Genomic DNA, 16,494 nt, shown 5'->3' with positions numbered 1-16,494 from the left:
TTGGTGAGATAAGTTCAACGTTTCCTGAGCGACAGGGGCCGTTCGGAAGTGGCCTTGATCGTTTCTTCCGTGTATAAGGCCGCACGTTTCCATCGGATGGGGAACGTTTTTCGCAAGAAACAGTCGCGGGCGATGGTCCGCAGGATGGATTTGGGGCAGCCGGCCCCAAACCGAGGAGTGAAAGAAATGGCGGAGAAGTGGACACCGGACAGCTGGAGATCCAAGCCGATCTTGCAGGTGCCCGAATATCCAGATCAACAGGCCGTGACCGACGTGGAACAGCGTTTGTCGACCTATCCGCCCCTGGTGTTCGCAGGTGAGGCCCGTGATCTGAAGCGCCAGCTGGCAAACGTTGCCGCGGGCCGCGGGTTTTTGCTCCAGGGCGGAGACTGCGCGGAAAGCTTCGCGGAACACCATCCCGACCACATCCGTGATTTCTTCCGCGTGTTTCTGCAGATGGCGGTGGTCCTGACCTACGCCGCAAGCCAGCCGGTCGTGAAGGTCGGCCGGATCGCCGGCCAATTCGCCAAGCCGCGGTCGTCTGGCGTTGAGAAGAAGGGCGATGTGGAACTGCCCAGTTATCGGGGCGACATCATCAACGGCATCGATTTCAACGAGGAAAGCCGGGTGCCGAACCCTGCGAACATGGCGAAGGCCTACCGGCAATCGGCCGCGACATTGAACCTGCTGCGCGCCTTCGCGCAAGGCGGGTTTGCCGATCTTGAGCAGGTTCATCAATGGATGCTCGGCTTTATCTCCGACAGTCCTCAGGGCCATCGCTACAAGGCGCTTGCGGACCGGATCACCGAGTCGCTGAGTTTCATGCGCGCCTGCGGCGTGGACAGCGCGCGTGTTCCCCAACTGCGCTCGACGGACTTCTTCACCAGCCACGAGGCGCTGCTGCTTGGCTACGAGCAGGCGCTGACCCGCGTGGATTCGACCTCGGGCGACTGGTACGCGACCTCCGGTCACATGATCTGGATCGGCGACCGGACCCGCCAGCCCGACCATGCGCATGTTGAGTATTTCCGAGGGATCAAGAACCCGATCGGGCTGAAATGCGGGCCGTCCCTGACGCCGGACGGCTTGCTCGAACTGATCGATATCCTCAATCCGGACAATGAGCCCGGTCGCTTGACCCTGATCGCCCGGTTCGGGGCGGACAAGGTGTTCGATCACCTGCCGCAATTGATCCGGGCCGTGGAGCGGGAAGGCAAGACCGTCGTGTGGTCCTGCGACCCGATGCACGGCAACACGGTCACGGCCAACGGCTACAAGACCCGGCCCTTCGACCGGATTCTCAAGGAGGTCGAGGCCTTCTTCGCGGTTCACCGGGCCGAGGGCACCCATGCCGGCGGGATCCATGTCGAGATGACGGGTCGGAACGTGACGGAGTGCACCGGCGGGGCGCATGCTCTGACGGCGGAGCAGTTGGGAGATCGCTACCATACCCATTGCGACCCGCGCCTGAATGCCGACCAGGCCTTGGAACTGGCGTTTCTGGTTGCTGAAAACCTTAAGAAGGAACGTGACGGGCGGCGGGAGCAACTCGCGGTCGTGAATGGGTAAGTAATTGTATCCATGATGTAAAAATCACGAAGAGGCGGCCTGTGCCGCCTTTTTTATTTCTTTCCGGATTTCGAGCGATTTTAGCTTCTTCAGTAAAACTCCCTTAACGATGCGCGCTCATATCTGAACGCGGACTAACGCTGCGTGAGTTGGGGGTTCGGCGTTAATGACTGCGAAATGGGATCTGTCCCGGACATCCTTCCTGCTGGTCGAAGACAATCCGCATATGCGCAGCATCTTGCGGTCTGTCCTGTCCGGTTTCGGTGTCCGGCAGATCCACGAAGCGTCCGACGGCGCCGAGGGACTGGATGCGGTTGTCGAGCGAACCCCGGATGTCGTCCTGATCGATTGGCACATGACCCCGCTCGACGGTGGCGACTTCGTGCGCATGCTGCGCGGCGACCCGGATCTGACAGTGGCCACCACGCCCGTTCTGGTCATCAGCGCGCGCCCGAAGAAGACGACCATCGTCCAAGCTGTCCAGTTGGGCATTCACGGGTTCGTCGCCAAGCCGGTTGCCCCGGCGGTGCTCTACGACCGGGTCTCGAATGTCTTGTACCGGCAGTCGCTGTATGGACGAACCCGGGGTCTTTTGAAGACACAGCGGACGCCCCCGAAAACGAAGGTCAAGGTGACCGACCTGACGCAGTGGCCCGATCCAAACGACAAGCAGGACCTAATCGAACGGTCGCTGGCGCTGCTATAGGCTCTTGTCTACGGCAAGCCGATTGCAAGCGTGAAGCCTGCGGGCTACATGGTGAGCATGACGAACACGGCGCCCCAGATTTCCGATAGTGGCCGCATGCGGATTGCAGTGGCTCAGTTGAATCCAACCGTTGGCGACATTGCGGGAAACAGCCTGAAGATCCGAGAGGCGAGGGCGGCTGCGGCCCGGTCGGCCGCGCATCTCGTGCTCTATCCCGAACTGACCCTTTCCGGTTATCCCCCCGAGGATCTCGTTCTCAAACCCGCTTTTGTCCGCCGATGCCGGGAAGCTGTTGAGGCGCTGGCCGTGGAAACCGCGGACGGAGGACCCGGCATCATCGTCGGCGCGCCCTGGCTGGAAGATGGGAACCTGTACAATGCCGCCCTTTTGCTCGACGGCGGGCAGATCATGGCGGTGCGCTACAAAGCCGACCTGCCGAACTACAGCGTGTTTGACGAGAAGCGCAATTTCGCGGCCGGGCCGCTACCGGGACCGGTCGGGTTCCGCGGCGTGCGTCTGGGTATTCCGATCTGCGAGGATATCTGGAACGACGAGGTGTGCGAGTGTCTCGCCGAAACGGGCGCGGAACTGCTGCTTGTGCCGAACGGCTCCCCATACTGGGCAAATCGCGCCGAGGAACGCCTGCAAGTGGTTGTTGCCCGGGTTGTCGAAACCGGTCTGCCATTGATTTATTGCAACCAGCTTGGCGGTCAGGACGAGCTTGTCTTCGATGGTGGCTCGTTCGGATTGCAGGCGGATCGGACGCTGGCGTTTCAGATGCCACAATTCGACACCGGCCTTGCCATCACAGATTGGGTGAGGGACGGCGAAGGCGTTTGGTGCTGTGAAAGCGGGCCCAGGGCGGAGCTGCCGGATCTCGACACGGCCAACTGGCAGGCCTGCGTTCTTGGATTGCGGGATTATGTGTCGAAGAACGGATTTCCTGGTGTTGTGCTGGGATTGTCCGGCGGGATCGATTCCGCCGTGTGCGCGGCGATGGCGGTCGATGCGCTCGGCCCCGATAAGGTGCATGCGATCATGTTGCCCTATCGCTATACTTCGAACGAGAGCATCACGGATGCCGCCGACTGCGCGGATGCGCTGGGCATCCGGTACGATACGGTGCCGATCGGCGAACCGGTGGAGGCTTTCGGCCGGGTCCTCGGTCCCCTGTTCAATGGCGCTGCCGTCGACACGACGGAGGAGAACCTGCAGTCCCGCGCCCGCGGGGTCATCCTGATGGCGATCTCGAACAAGTTCGGCCACATGGTCGTGACCACGGGCAACAAGTCGGAAATGTCGGTCGGATACGCGACGCTCTACGGCGACATGAATGGCGGCTATAATCCGATCAAGGACCTCTACAAGACACAGGTCTATCATCTGGCCGACTGGCGGAACCGGAACCGGCCAAAAGGCCTTCTGGGGCCAAATGGGCAGGTGATTCCCGCCAACATCATCACGAAGGTGCCGACGGCGGAGTTACGGGAAAACCAGACCGACCAGGACAGCCTGCCGCCCTATGATGTTCTGGACGATATTCTGACCGGTCTGGTGGAAGACGAACTCTCGGTCTCGGAAATCGAGCAGCGCGGACATAGCCGCGAGCTCATCCACAAGATCGAGCATCTCCTTTACATCGCGGAGTACAAGCGCCGCCAGGCGCCCCCCGGCGTCAAGGTCACACCGCGGAATTTCGGCAAGGACAGGCGCTATCCGATCACCAATCGCTTCCGGGACCGCAGTTGACATCGGGGGAGAGGCGTTTTCAGGCCGTGAGGGCGGGCGCTCTCCCTGGTGGATTGGCACCGCCGCAAAAACCGCTTGAACGCCCCGCTCCGTTTGGCCCCCTCTCATGTGGCGGGGGTATAATTGCCAAAAGCGGCTTGCGATGTTCCGTCCGTGCCGCTAGTTGACATGCTATGACAGTCACAGTGCGTTTCGCGCCGTCCCCCACAGGACATATCCACATCGGCAACAGCCGGACGGCCCTCTTCAACTGGCTTTTTGCGCAAAAAGCTGGCGGAAGCTTCATCCTGCGTTTTGACGACACCGATCTGGAAAGATCGAAGGCGGAATATGCGGATGCCATTGCCGGGGATCTGGCCTGGCTGGGTATTCGTCCGGACCGGATAGAGCGCCAATCCAAAAGGGTCGAAGCCTATGACAAGGCCGCGCAGATCCTGAAGGCGGCCGGTCTCTTGTATCCCTGTTATGAAACGCCTGACGAGCTGGAGCGCCGGCGCTCGCGCGCGCGCGCCCTCGGGCGGCCGCCGGTCTATGACCGGGCGGGTTTGAAGCAAACGGCCGAGGAGCATGCCCGGTTCGAGGCCGAAGGCCGCAAACCCCATTGGCGGTTCGTTCTGCCCAATCATGATGGCGACCCGTTCGCAACGCGGCGCACGGATGTCTCTTGGACCGATTTGTGCCGGGGGGATCAGACGGTCGATCTGGCGTCGTTGTCCGACCCGGTTCTGATCCGCGCAGACGGGACCTACCTCTACACGCTGCCATCGATCGTGGATGATATTGACATGGGCGTGACCCATGTCATCCGCGGCGAGGACCACGTGGCCAACACCGGCGTCCAGATCGCCATTTTCCAGGCGCTCGGGGCGAACGTTCCGGTCTTTGCCCATCACAATCTTCTGACGACGCGCGATGGCGAGGGCCTGTCGAAGCGCAAGGGAGCGCTCTCGATCGGCTCTCTCCGCGAGGCCGGACTTGAACCGATGTCCGTTGCTTCATTGGCGGTGCTGACCGGAACGAGCGCTGCCGTCGAGGCCATGCCCGATCTGGAAAGCCTCTCGCACAAGTTCGATCTGGCAGCGGTCTCGCGCTCGGCCGCAAAGTTCGACCCGGAAGAACTGACGGGGCTGAACGCCAGGCTGGTGCATGACATGCCCTTTGAGGCCGTGCGCGAGCGCCTGGCAAATCTGGGGATCGCGGCCGACGAAACCTTCTGGACGGTCATTCGCGGCAACTGCGCCAAGGTCGGCGATGCGCTGACCTATTGGAACATCGCGCATGGGTCTATTTCAGCGGTGATCGACGCGGAGGACGACGACTTCGTGCGCGCCGCCCGTGCGGCCTTGCCGGATGGAGAGGTGACGCCGGAGACGTGGTCTGTCTGGACCGCGGTGCTGAAAGAGACAACCGGCCGCAAGGGCCGGAAGTTGTTCATGCCGCTGCGTAAAGCTGTGACCGGTCTCGAACATGGCCCTGATATGGGCGACTTCCTGCCGCTTATTGGGCGACAAAATATTCTGGCCCGACTACCCGGATAGAGGCGCGCTCCGTTTCCGTTTGCACCAGTGGCTGACCCGTCTGGACATTCGTGAAGACGGGATTGTCCTTTTCAGGGGATGCGGCAGTGTCTTTGGTGCGGTCCGGGGCGCTGCCTGGCGCCGGTCCGAGGATCGGCAGGCCGCCCATTCTCGGGGCGTCCGGTGCGGCCATTGGCGCGCGGCCGTCGCTGGTGCTGATCGCCACGGTGGCGTCGAAGCCTCCTTCCAGATTGCTGCGCGTATCGGGATCGGCCGTGAAGGGGATGTGGTCGGGGCGCATCGGTGTCCGGGCGTAACGCGCGCTCCCCCCCAGAGTGTCAGCCTCATCAAGGCCCGCCGGAGAATCCAATCCGCCGCCGGTGCGAAGCGACAGGGTCCACTGTGTGCCCGTGGCCTGGTTGGCGCCGGCGAGGGGGATCAGGCGACCGGAAATACGCTGTGCTTGGGTCGTGGTGTTCCGGCAGCTGCATTGCGGCACGAGCTCGCTGCGAAACCGGTAGGCGTTCTCCGTTTCGGCATAGGGGACCCCGGCGAGAGAAATCATGTCTTCCGTCATTTCCCCGGGATTGCGATGCACGAAAAGGGCCGTCGGGGCGGCGGGGCAAATCTCGGTGCATCGGGCGGCATCATTGGCGAACTGCTCGAGGCCGGTTGAAAAGCTCACCGGAAAGTAAAATCCGTCGCAGGTGCGAACGCACAGCGTGCGGAATGTGCCCCCGGCGGGCAGGCTGCGCCGCGCGGCCGAGCGGCCTTCGCTGGACCGGCGGGGGAGCGCTGCCTCATCCGCAGGCGTTGCCCTGACCTCTTGCAGACGTGCCGAGGGCAAGGGAACCACCAGGCCGTTCGGCAGTGTCCGATAGGTGGGAGTGCCGGCTAGCGTGTCGGCGGGGCCATCGCGGGTGCCTGAAAAGACGCGGCTCAACAGGCTTTCGTTCTGCGTCTCCCGGCCGGTCTGGGCGGCTGCTGAGCAGCCTTTGCGGTCCATCTCCCGCTGAATCCGGGCCACGGCCGCGCTGTTCGAGGATTGCCTCTCCAACCGGGAGATCCGCCGCTCGATGTCGGACAGATTGTTGCGCATGCGAGACATCTTGCCGGTGAGATCCCCGCAATTCGGGCTCGGATTGGATCCAAAACAACCGAAATGCCGGGCGTCGCGTTCCGCGCCCGCCAGCGCCGCCTGTTGCTGCGATCTGGCCGTGCGCCACCGAGCAAGGTCTTGCGAGCCGGCGCCGCCGGAAGATACGCGGACAAGCTCCGCGCGCAGGCTCGCACAGGTGTCGGCTGCGGCGGGCCCGATTATGAGGCAGCCAGAAAGAAGCGCTGCAAGCAAGCTCACACGCCGAGATGTACTCATGACATCACCATCCACGCACCGCATCCCCAGCTTTCATGCGGTCCCCAAAGCACTATCGAGGGATTGCCGCACTATATCAAGCTGTGGTCTTGCATCCGGTTAACGCGGCGGCCGTGCTACCTTGCTTTTTGCCTGTTCGTCATTGAAAGCGGAGGAGGCGGCATGGAGTTTTGTGATGATGTCCTCCAGCGCGGCGTTCTCCTGTGGCTCCAGAACCGTGCGTAAACGGTTGGAGAACGCAAGGGCTTGCGGCACGAGTTCGTCATACATGGCCCGGCCCGCATCCGTCAGCACGATAAAGCTCTCCCGCATGTCCTGCGGGTTGGGTTCCCGGCGCACATATCCCCGGCTCTCCAAAGCGGCTACGGCCCGGCTCACCTTCGTCTTGTGCATGGTGCTGCGTTCTCCGACCTGCTTCGAGGTCACGCGCCCGAACTCGCCCAGGATGGCCACGACCCGCCATTCGGGAATGCCGATCCCGAATTGCTGCTTGTAGATCAGCGAGAATGACCGGCTCACCTGTTCGGCGAGGAAGTTAAGCTGATAGGGCAGGAAACCGTCGAGCGACAGCACGGCCGGTTGCTGGCCATCTTCGCCCCGCGGGGCCGCCGCCTCTGCCTCGTCATCGTTCATAGCCGCGGTTCCCATTGTTGACGGCGGCACCCGCCAATCCCGATCCTGCCACCTTTGCCGTCTAGCAAACCGTCAGGCGGTTCGCCAGTCACTCGTCGAACTTCTTGCCAGAATGGGCTGGATGCAAAGGTGTCACGGGGAAGGGGACCGCCGGTTTGGATGCGAAATGGCGGGCAGTATCGAAGGATGTGTTGAAAATCGAAAAAAGGTCTCGATTTCTTGCGGGCCGGATTTGCGAATCGTCGGTCAAACCTGAGACGCTTCAGCCAAGAAAAGCAAAGAGACCGGAAGACAGGCTTGCCTCTGTCCGCACCACGATGATTGCGGGCGGATAAGAGAAATGAGGTGCATCATGAACAAACACTTTGCGTCGACCGCTGATCTGGAAGAAAGACCAACCGCGTTTCGCCAGGTCGGCGACGGCTGCTACGCCTTCACCGCCGCAGGTGATCCCAATTCAGGTGTCATTGTCGGCGACCGGTCGGTCATGGTGGTCGATGCGCAGGCGACCCCGGCGGCGGCGGAAAAAGTGCTTGAGGAAATCCGGGCCGTCACCGACAAACCGGTCAAGTTTCTTGTTCTGACACATTATCACGCCGTCCGGTCTTTGGGGGCCAGCGCCTTCGCCGACGCGGAGATCATATCGTCGGATCTCACCAAACGTTTGATCGCCGATCGCGGCGAGACCGATTGGGCCGTCCAGAATGCGCGGTTTCCGCGCCTGTTCCAGGACGGGGCTGCCATTCCCGGGCTGACATGGCCGACTCTGAGCTTTGCCTCGTCCATGACGATCGACCTTGGCAACCGGGAGGTGCGCCTGATGCATCTTGGGCGGGGTCACACGATGGGCGACGTGGTCGTTTGGGTGCCGGGCTCCGGCGTCATGTTCGCGGGGGACCTGGTGGAGAACCGGGCGGCCTGTTACTGCGGCGATGCGCATCTGGCCGACTGGCCGAGAGCCCTGAACCGGATTTCCGCCTTCCGGCCAAATGTCGTTGTCCCGGGCCGGGGCGCGGCCCTGATCGGGCCTGACGCCGTGGCGGCGGGTTTGTCCGAAACTCAGGCCTTTGTCGATATCTTACGGGATTCCGCGGCCACCGCCGTGGCCGCCGGCAACGGGCTCAAGGACACGTTTGTTCACGTGAAGGCCGAGATGGACCATCGCTTCGGCGGCCTGACGCTTTATGATCATGCCATGCCTTTCAATGTGGCCCGGGCCTATGACGAGGCCCTTGGACTGGAAACGCCGCAGGCCTGGACCCCAGAGCGGGACCGCGACCTTTGGGACGCTCTGTATGATCCGGCCCCGCCGGCCAGCGAGCCGGAAACGGCCCGGCCCGGCGGCACGCCCGAAGACACCGCGGCATATCCGGGCGAAACCGGTTCCGGCAGCCCATTGCCCGTTCTGGAGGCCTCTGCCGCGGTGGATCAGCTTTCCTCGGACCGGGACGTCCCCGGGTCGGACCTTGAACCCGGTCCAGCCCTCGTGGACGCCGAAGCCGGCCTCGTCGAGGCCCTGTCGGATGCGTTGACGCCCGAGACCGGCGCCGGGGAGGACAGCAGGAGCTTTCAGTCCCGGCCCAACTGAGCCATGGGTGTTTGTGATCTCTTGGGGGGTGAAAACGGCCCGGGCATCCACCATATGTGACGCGGCGGTTTCATCTGGAAGGAAAGTCAAGCATGCGGTTTTGGATCTGGACGTTCGTGGCGCTTTGTCTGGGGGCCACGGCGGTGCAGGCCGCCGATGAGCCGGACCTTATTTTCAAGAAATCGACGGTCTGGAAGTTCCTGTCACCGGATCACAAACTGGCGACCTATGCCGTCGATGATCCCTTGATCGATGGCGTCGCCTGCCATTTCACCGTGCCGGAAAAGGGCGGGTTTTCCGGCTGGATCGGCGTCGCGGAGGAGGTATCGGATATCTCGCTCGCCTGTCGTCAGGTCGGGCCGATCAGTTTTAAGGGCGACTTTGAACAAGGCGAGGAAATGTTCCGCCAGCGCCGGTCCCTGTTTTTCAAGAGGATGCGGATTGTCCGCGGCTGCGACGAGAAGCGCAACGTGCTTGTGTACGTGGTCTATTCCGACAAGCTGATCGAGGGCAGTCCGAAAAACTCGACCTCCACCGTACCGATTATGCCTTGGGGCGATCAGATGCCGCCGAACTGTTCGGATCATCTGTCATAAGGAGGGGGCGGTTCACTCGCCGGATACGAGGATGTCCAGCGGCTTCTTGTGTTCGCTCGAATTGACCGCCTCGGCATCCGGGGCGCAAAAATTCGCATACAGAACTGCCATGATCTCTTGGGCGGCGGTGCTGACCAGGCGGTAATAGATTGTTGTGCCGTCGCGCCGCGTCGCGACCAAACCTTGCGCGCGCAGGAGCGAAAGCTGTTGCGAGACGGTCGGCATGCGCATGCCGGTTTTTTCCGCCAGGTCGCCTACGCTGCACTCCCGGTCCCACATGTGACACATCAGGAGCAAACGCGGCGCGGATGCCAGCATTTTCAAAAATTGTGCCGCGTTCTCAGCGTTGTCTTCAAGAGCTTTTTGATCCATCGCCTATAATTGCCAAAAAAACCGGGAACTTTCAACAAAATGCGCTTTCGTCTTACATCCGTCCCAAGGCCGGCAACAGGATATGACCGGATCCGCAACCGACACCGGTTGTCAGGCACATGCTTTTCTGTTTGGTCACCTCGAGCGAACCGCTCTGGGTGGCGGCAAAACTGAACAGGCCGGCGAACGGTCCGACACAGATGGTCAAAACGAACAGGATTGAAAAGATGCGGTTCAACATGATTTCCGGCCTCCAGCACGCAACGCTTCGATGAGAGGCACATTAGGCGGCCGCCATTGAACCGGATCTGAGAGGGGTGTTCAGTTGGCGTTCAGCTTCCTTAAACGCGTATAAAATGCTGAAAATTCAAGTGAAATCGGCGGCAGATGAGGGGGTGGGAAGCGCATTTTCGCACCAAACCGCGCGCCAACGCGGATCCTACGGCAGGCGACCGGCCGGTGCCGGGCAAAACGGACCTTGACCGGACGGGCAAAAGCTGGCCATAAACGCGCCATGAAAACGGCGAACGGAACCTGCATTTCCCTCACAATTATTTGCAGCTAGCGACACCGCTGGCTGTGGCCGTTCCCTCTTGGCATTTTTCACCTTGAAGACGGACCGCCCGGCCAGCCGGCCAGGAGACGGTTTGACATGAGCGATTCAGCGCCCGGCGCAACGGGCTTGAAGCTGACCAACACGCTGACCCGGACGAAGGAGCTGTTCCAGCCCATCGATCCGGACAATGTGCGCATGTATGTCTGCGGTCCGACCGTCTATGACTTCGCCCATATCGGCAATGCGCGCCCGGTCATCGTGTTCGATGTGCTCTATCGCTTGCTGCGGCACCTTTATGGCGCCGAACATGTCACCTATGTGCGCAACATCACGGACGTCGATGACAAGATCAACGCGCGGGCCTTGCGCGACTATCCGGATTTGCCGCTGAACGAGGCAATCGCGAAGGTGACGAAGCGGACGGCCGACCAGTTTCATGAGGACGTCGCCGCGCTCGGCTGCCTGGAGCCCGATCACGAGCCGCGCGCCACGGCGCATGTCCCCGGCATGATCGAGATGATCGGGACCCTGCTTGAGCGGGGGCACGCCTATGAGGCGCAGGGCGAGGTGCTGTTCGACACGGCTTCAATGCCCGGCTATGGCGGGTTGTCCAAGCGCAAGCTGGACGAGCAGATGGCCGGCGCCCGCATTGCCGTCGACGCGCACAAGAAGAACCCCGGCGACTTCGTCCTGTGGAAACAGTCCTCGGCGGAGGAGCCCGGTTGGGACAGTCCCTGGGGCCGCGGCCGCCCAGGCTGGCACATCGAATGCTCGGTCATGAGCGCCCATCATCTGGGCGCGGTGTTCGACATTCACGGCGGTGGCCTCGACCTGATCTTCCCGCATCATGAGAACGAGATCGCCCAGTCCTGCTGCGCCCACGGCACGGACAAGATGGCCAATTATTGGCTGCACAACGGCTTCGTGCAGGTGGAAGGAAAGAAGATGTCCAAGTCCGAGGGCAACTTCTTCACGATCCACGAGCTGCTCCACGAGGAGACTTTTGGCGGCCGCAAATGGCCGGGCGAAGTCCTGCGCCTCGCCATGCTGATGACCCATTACCGGGAACCGATCGATTTTTCCGTGCGCAAGCTGGAGGAGGCGGAGAGCCTTTTGGCCAAATGGCCGGATGTCATCGAGACGGAAAAGGAACCGTCCCGGGATGTGCTGGCAGCGCTGACCGATGATCTCAACACACCGGGGGCCATTCAGGCGCTACATGCCTTGGCTCATGAGGCGGCAAAGAACAGCGCTGCCCTGGAGACCTACTCGGCCACGGCCGCTTTGCTCGGGGTCGGACCGGTCAAAGCCGACATATCTGGCCTGGACACAGGTTCTATCGAAGCCCGGATTGCCGAACGCCTCGACCACCTCAAGGCGAAGAACTTCGCCGAGGCAGACAGGATCCGCGATGAACTCGCCGCTGAGGGGATCCAGCTCAAGGATGGCAAGGACCCGGAAACCGGCGAGCGCATCACCACCTGGGAGCTGAAACGGTGACCAACGGCCCGTCTGTCTTTGGTAGCCCCCCACCCCTGACCCCTCCCCACGAGGGGGAGGGGGACGTATGCGGCGGTTTTTCATTTTACCATCGGCCCCCAGTGCATGCTCGCGCGGATCAAGCCGCGGTCATGCCACTTGTTTCCCCTCCCCCTTGTGGGGAGGGGCAGGGGTGGGGGACTTTGTCTCCGGTTGTGGCTTTGCAGTTAAAGGCGCGCAGCCAATGGCAAGCTGATCTTAAAGGCACAGCGCATGGATAAGGCGGGCTTCAAAAGCTACACCGGCGGGTGCCAATGCGGGGCGGTGCGGTTCAAGGTTGATGGCACGCTTGGAGAAGCCAGCATCTGCCATTGCCGCATGTGCCAAAAGGCATTTGGCAATTTCTTCGCGCCGCTGGTCGATGCCCGGCGGGAGCACCTGACATGGACACGCGGCGAACCGAGCTTTTTCGCGTCCTCCGATGCCGTCGATCGCGGGTTTTGCAGCGCATGCGGAACGCCGCTTGTCTTTGCTTATCGCGATTACCCGCTGATCGGACTTGCCATCGGCGCCTTTGACGATCCGGGCGCAATTCCGGTCACCAAGCAGCATTGGACAAGCCATCAGGTTGCCGGCACGGCCGGTCTTTTCAGGCTCCCGAGCCAGCCGGAAGACGAACCGGAGTTCATGGATCTGATCGCCAAAATTGACGTCAGCAATCACCAGCACCCTGACCACGACACCCCACACTGGCCGATGCGGCCAGACATGCCCGATGGACCGGAAAAATGACCAAGGAACGTCTCTATCTCTTCGACACCACCCTGCGCGACGGGGCCCAGACCAGCGGGATCGATTTTTCCGTCAATGAGAAGGTGGTGATTGCAGAGCTTCTTGACCGGCTGGGCGTCGACTATGTCGAGGGTGGCTATCCGGGTGCCAATCCGACCGACACGGAGTTTTTCTCCGAAAAGCGGACCAAGACGGCGACCTTTACCGCGTTCGGGATGACCAAGCGGGCGGGGCGGTCGGCCTCCAACGATCCCGGATTGAGCCAGATACTGGATGCCCGCGCGGATGCCTGCTGCTTTGTCGCCAAGGCCTGGGACTACCACGTGAAGGTCGCGCTCGGCTGCACGAACGAGGAAAACCTGGAGTCCATCGCCGATACGGTGCGCGCGGCGGTCTCGGCCGGGAAGGAAGCGATGATCGACTGCGAGCACTTCTTCGATGGTTTCAAGGCCAATCCTTCCTATGCGCTGGCCTGTGCCAAGGCGGCCTATGATGCGGGCGCCCGGTGGGTGGTGCTGTGCGACACGAACGGCGGGACCTTGCCCGATGAAATCAAGCAGATCGTCACGGCGGTCCGGGAGGTTGTGCCCGGAACGCATCTGGGCATTCACACGCACGACGACACCGGCCATGCCGTGGCCAACACGCTGGCGGCCGTCGATGCCGGCGTCCGCCAGATCCAGGGCACGCTCAATGGCATCGGCGAGCGCTGCGGCAACGCGAACCTGATCACGCTGATCCCCACCTTGAAGCTGAAACCGGCCTATGCGGACAGGTTCGAGCTGCGGGTGACCGAAACCCAATTGGCGGATATCACGGCGGTCGCCCACGCTTTTGATGAAATCCTCAACCGCTCACCAGACCGCCATGCGCCGTATGTCGGCGAAACCGCGTTTGCGACCAAGGCCGGCATTCACGCATCGGCAATCCTGAAGGATCCGCAGACCTACGAACACGTTGCACCTGAAACGGTGGGCAACCGCCGCCGGGTTCTCGTCTCCGATCAAGCGGGCAAGAGCAATCTTCTGGGCGAACTGGAGCGGGTCGGAATTCAGATCGACAAGGCCGATCCGCGCCTTGACAGCCTGCTTGCCCAGGTGAAGGAGCGCGAGGCCAAGGGCTATGCCTATGAAGCGGCCGACGCGTCCTTCGAGCTCTTGGCGCGGCAGGTCCTGGGCGAGGTGCCGCAGTTTTTCGAGGTCAAGTCGTTCAAGGTGATCGTCGAGCGGCGGCACAATGCGCTGGGCGATCTCATCACGGTCTCGGAAGCTGTCGTGAAGGTCGACGTCGACGGCGAGACGCGTATGTCGGTGGCTGAAGGCAACGGGCCGGTCAATGCGCTGGACGTCGCGCTTCGCAAGGATCTGGGAAAATACCAAACGGCCATCGACGGTCTGGAACTGATCGACTACAAGGTGCGTATTCTCGATGGCGGCACCGGGGCCATCACGCGTGTCTTGATCGAGAGCCAGGATACACGAACCGGCCGCCGATGGTTCACGGTCGGTGTATCCAGCAACATTGTCGATGCCTCGTTCCAGGCCCTGATCGATTCCATCACCTATGCGCTGATGAAGGCGAACCAAGCCTGAAGCAGCCCATCGAAAGACATATCATGAGCGATGCGACGCGGGCTTCAACGCCGGGCGGAACGACGGCCGCCGATGAAGTGCGGACCGGGCTTTTGCTGGCCCTCGCCGCCTATGGCATGTGGGGTTTCTTTCCGGCCTACTACAAACTGACCGACAGCGTCCCGGCCGATTTTGTCGTGTCCCACCGGATCTTGTGGTCAGTGCTGTTCGTGGGCGGTTACCTGCTCCTCCGCCAGCGCAGCCGGGAGATCTGGGAGGCGCTGACCACACCGGCGATTGTCTTCCGGCTGTGCGGATCCGCCGCGTTCATCGCGGTCAACTGGCTGGTCTTCGTCTGGGCGATCGGGCAGGAAAAGGTTCTCGACATCTCGCTGGGCTATTTCATCAATCCCCTCGTCAGCATACTGATTGGCCTGGTGATCCTGCGGGAGAAACTGGCGCCGATGCAGGGAGTGGCCGTCGGATTGGCGGTGGTTGCCGTCGCGCTTCAGGCGATTTTCGCCGGAGGCTTGCCCTGGGTGTCCCTGGTTTTGGCCTTTTCCTTTGCGGGTTATGCCTACATGCGCAAGGTCACGGCTGTGCGGCCGACCCCGGGAATGCTGGTCGAGACGATCCTGCTGTTGCCGCTTGCGCTGGGATATCTCCTGTGGAGCGCGGCGGCTGGCGCGGATGCCTTTGTCCTTGACGACATACCGGTCCTGATCGCGCTGGCGGGGACGGGAATCGTGACGGCGTTGCCGCTCATTTGCTTTTCCGGCGCGGCCCGGCGGCTGCCGATGGTGCTGATCGGTGTGATGCAGTATATCGCCCCGTCGCTTCACTTCGCCATGGCCGTCTATGTCTGGCACGAACCGCTCGACCCCGCCAAGCTCCTGACTTTCTGCATCATCTGGCTGGCGCTTGCGATCTTCACCGCGGACGGGTGGCGTAGGTTTGCCAAGGCAAAGCGGCTCGCCGCGGCGACCGCCCCGCCCGCGTAAGGTCTCGGACCGTGCCGGCCGGAACCGAAAAAACAGAGATCAGGCAGAGGGTTCGCGCATCGGGCGTTTTGTTTGAAACGCGGACGCGCGACCACTCAAGAAGCGATCAGCTTGGGGCGTGAAATCGCTTCCGATTGAACGCCCGCTGATCTCGGACACAAAAGCGGGCCCTTGTGCGGAAAACGTTTATTTTTGTCGAGTGGTAAGCAACTGGTGTGGTTTGAGGCGTTTGGGATGAAGGCCCAACTGCCCCGGAAACCTGAGTACGCCACCTGGATCCCAGTTCAAATGCATGGGCCGGGGCGCAGCCTAAAATTGTTTCAGGGTCGCCAGATCTTCACTGTCGACGCGCGGCGCGGGAAGGCCGCGCAAGGCCTCCCTGAGCATGGGCACGGCATCTTCCACCCGCTTCGCCACCAGATAAGGGACTTCCGTTTCGGGCCGGATGAAGCCCTGTCCGCGCATGTGATCCAGAAGTTCCAGCAGCGGTGACCAGAAACCGCCGATGTCCGCCAGAAGCACCGGCTTCTTGTGTTGTCCCAGTTGCGCCCATGTCATCATTTCGACCGCTTCTTCAAGCGTGCCGATACCGCCGGGCAGGGCAATGAACGCATCGGACCTCTGGAACATGAGTAGTTTGCGCTCGTGCATGTCCTCGGTTACGATCAGGTCCTCTAGCGTAGTCAGCATGACCTCGCGTTTTTCCAGAAAACGCGGGATAATGCCGGTGACAGTGCCGCCGGCCTCAAGGGTTGCCCGCGCCACGGTCCCCATAAGACCGACGGAGCCGCCGCCGTACACGAGCCGCAGGTTTTCTTCGGCCAGAATCTGGCCGAGACGGGTGGCCGCCGCCTCGTACATGGGATCCGTTCCATGGCTCGAGCCACAGTAAACACAGACACTTGCGAGCTTTGACTTGGACATATCATTCATGAATCTTGTGTCGCATCGGTCGGCATGCCGGTCAAGCACATTGACCATTCTTCAAAG

At 61.8% G+C, this 16,494-nt stretch carries 14 protein-coding genes and 1 pseudogene; 10 read left to right on the top strand and 5 right to left on the bottom strand.

Annotated features, from left to right (window positions below; translation table 11 throughout):
- Positions 1-186 precede the first annotated feature (186 nt).
- From F0184_RS06385 to gltX, 4 genes are all read left to right on the top strand, one after another.
- Positions 187-1,569: a class II 3-deoxy-7-phosphoheptulonate synthase gene (locus F0184_RS06385; protein ID WP_150495332.1), complete on the top strand. Its 1,383-nt coding sequence runs from the start codon at positions 187-189 to the stop codon at positions 1,567-1,569.
- A 166-nt stretch (positions 1,570-1,735) separates the two neighbouring features.
- On the top strand, positions 1,736-2,275 hold the full coding sequence (locus F0184_RS06380) for a response regulator (protein ID WP_150495331.1): 540 nt from the start codon (positions 1,736-1,738) through the stop codon (positions 2,273-2,275).
- A gap of 57 nt (positions 2,276-2,332) precedes the next feature.
- The gene (locus F0184_RS06375; protein ID WP_150495330.1) at positions 2,333-4,024 is read left to right on the top strand and encodes an NAD+ synthase; all 1,692 of its coding nucleotides are present in this window, start codon (positions 2,333-2,335) and stop codon (positions 4,022-4,024) included.
- 173 nt (positions 4,025-4,197) lie between these two features.
- The gene (gene gltX, locus F0184_RS06370; RefSeq protein WP_150495329.1) at positions 4,198-5,562 is read left to right on the top strand and encodes a glutamate--tRNA ligase; all 1,365 of its coding nucleotides are present in this window, start codon (positions 4,198-4,200) and stop codon (positions 5,560-5,562) included.
- On the opposite strand, the gene F0184_RS06365 is transcribed toward gltX, so the two are convergent.
- A complete protein-coding gene (locus F0184_RS06365; RefSeq protein WP_172972007.1) occupies positions 5,522-6,916 on the bottom strand; it encodes a DUF2865 domain-containing protein in 1,395 nt (464 codons plus the stop codon). The genes gltX and F0184_RS06365 overlap by 41 nt on opposite strands.
- A 99-nt stretch (positions 6,917-7,015) precedes the next feature.
- Positions 7,016-7,549: a MarR family winged helix-turn-helix transcriptional regulator gene (locus F0184_RS06360; protein WP_150495327.1), complete on the bottom strand. Its 534-nt coding sequence runs from the start codon at positions 7,547-7,549 to the stop codon at positions 7,016-7,018.
- A gap of 352 nt (positions 7,550-7,901) precedes the next feature.
- Between F0184_RS06360 and F0184_RS06355 the strand changes: the two are divergent.
- Together F0184_RS06355 and F0184_RS06350 are read left to right on the top strand one after the other, a co-directional pair.
- Positions 7,902-8,843, top strand: a pseudogene (locus F0184_RS06355) (MBL fold metallo-hydrolase); the annotation flags it as partial.
- 386 nt (positions 8,844-9,229) lie between these two features.
- Positions 9,230-9,733, top strand: a complete 504-nt coding sequence (locus F0184_RS06350) for a CreA family protein (protein WP_150495325.1) — start codon at positions 9,230-9,232, stop codon at positions 9,731-9,733.
- A 12-nt stretch (positions 9,734-9,745) separates the two neighbouring features.
- On the opposite strand, the gene F0184_RS06345 is transcribed toward F0184_RS06350, so the two are convergent.
- Both F0184_RS06345 and F0184_RS06340 read right to left on the bottom strand, forming a co-directional pair.
- Positions 9,746-10,105 carry an ArsR/SmtB family transcription factor gene (locus tag F0184_RS06345; protein ID WP_150495324.1) on the bottom strand — a complete coding sequence of 120 codons (360 nt, stop codon included), beginning with the start codon at positions 10,103-10,105 and terminating at the stop codon, positions 9,746-9,748.
- A 52-nt stretch (positions 10,106-10,157) separates the two neighbouring features.
- Positions 10,158-10,346: a sugar transporter gene (locus tag F0184_RS06340; protein WP_150495323.1), complete on the bottom strand. Its 189-nt coding sequence runs from the start codon at positions 10,344-10,346 to the stop codon at positions 10,158-10,160.
- 411 nt (positions 10,347-10,757) lie between these two features.
- Here F0184_RS06340 and cysS point away from each other — a divergent pair, with 411 nt between their 5' ends.
- The 4 genes from cysS to rarD all read left to right on the top strand — a co-directional run bounded on the left by cysS (position 10,758) and on the right by rarD (position 15,504).
- On the top strand, positions 10,758-12,161 hold the full coding sequence (cysS, locus tag F0184_RS06335) for a cysteine--tRNA ligase (protein ID WP_150495322.1): 1,404 nt from the start codon (positions 10,758-10,760) through the stop codon (positions 12,159-12,161).
- Between the two features lie 252 nt (positions 12,162-12,413).
- Positions 12,414-12,932, top strand: coding sequence for a GFA family protein (locus tag F0184_RS06330; protein ID WP_172972006.1), 519 nt, complete (start codon positions 12,414-12,416; stop codon positions 12,930-12,932).
- Positions 12,929-14,524 carry a citramalate synthase gene (gene cimA / locus F0184_RS06325; protein WP_150495321.1) on the top strand — a complete coding sequence of 532 codons (1,596 nt, stop codon included), beginning with the start codon at positions 12,929-12,931 and terminating at the stop codon, positions 14,522-14,524. The genes F0184_RS06330 and cimA overlap by 4 nt, the downstream gene beginning before the upstream one ends.
- A 23-nt stretch (positions 14,525-14,547) precedes the next feature.
- Positions 14,548-15,504 carry an EamA family transporter RarD gene (gene rarD / locus F0184_RS06320; RefSeq protein ID WP_150495320.1) on the top strand — a complete coding sequence of 319 codons (957 nt, stop codon included), beginning with the start codon at positions 14,548-14,550 and terminating at the stop codon, positions 15,502-15,504.
- A gap of 309 nt (positions 15,505-15,813) precedes the next feature.
- On the opposite strand, the gene F0184_RS06315 is transcribed toward rarD, so the two are convergent.
- Complete coding sequence (locus F0184_RS06315; RefSeq protein ID WP_150495319.1) at positions 15,814-16,437, bottom strand: LOG family protein; 624 nt, start codon at positions 16,435-16,437, stop codon at positions 15,814-15,816.
- Between the last annotated feature and the right edge of the window lie 57 nt (positions 16,438-16,494).

The sequence above is a fragment of the Roseibium aquae genome, assembly GCF_008711285.1.
Classification (GTDB): domain Bacteria; phylum Pseudomonadota; class Alphaproteobacteria; order Rhizobiales; family Stappiaceae; genus Roseibium; species Roseibium aquae.
Note: the sequence above shows the minus strand (reverse complement) of the source record. Positions and strands in the feature narration are given on the sequence as shown.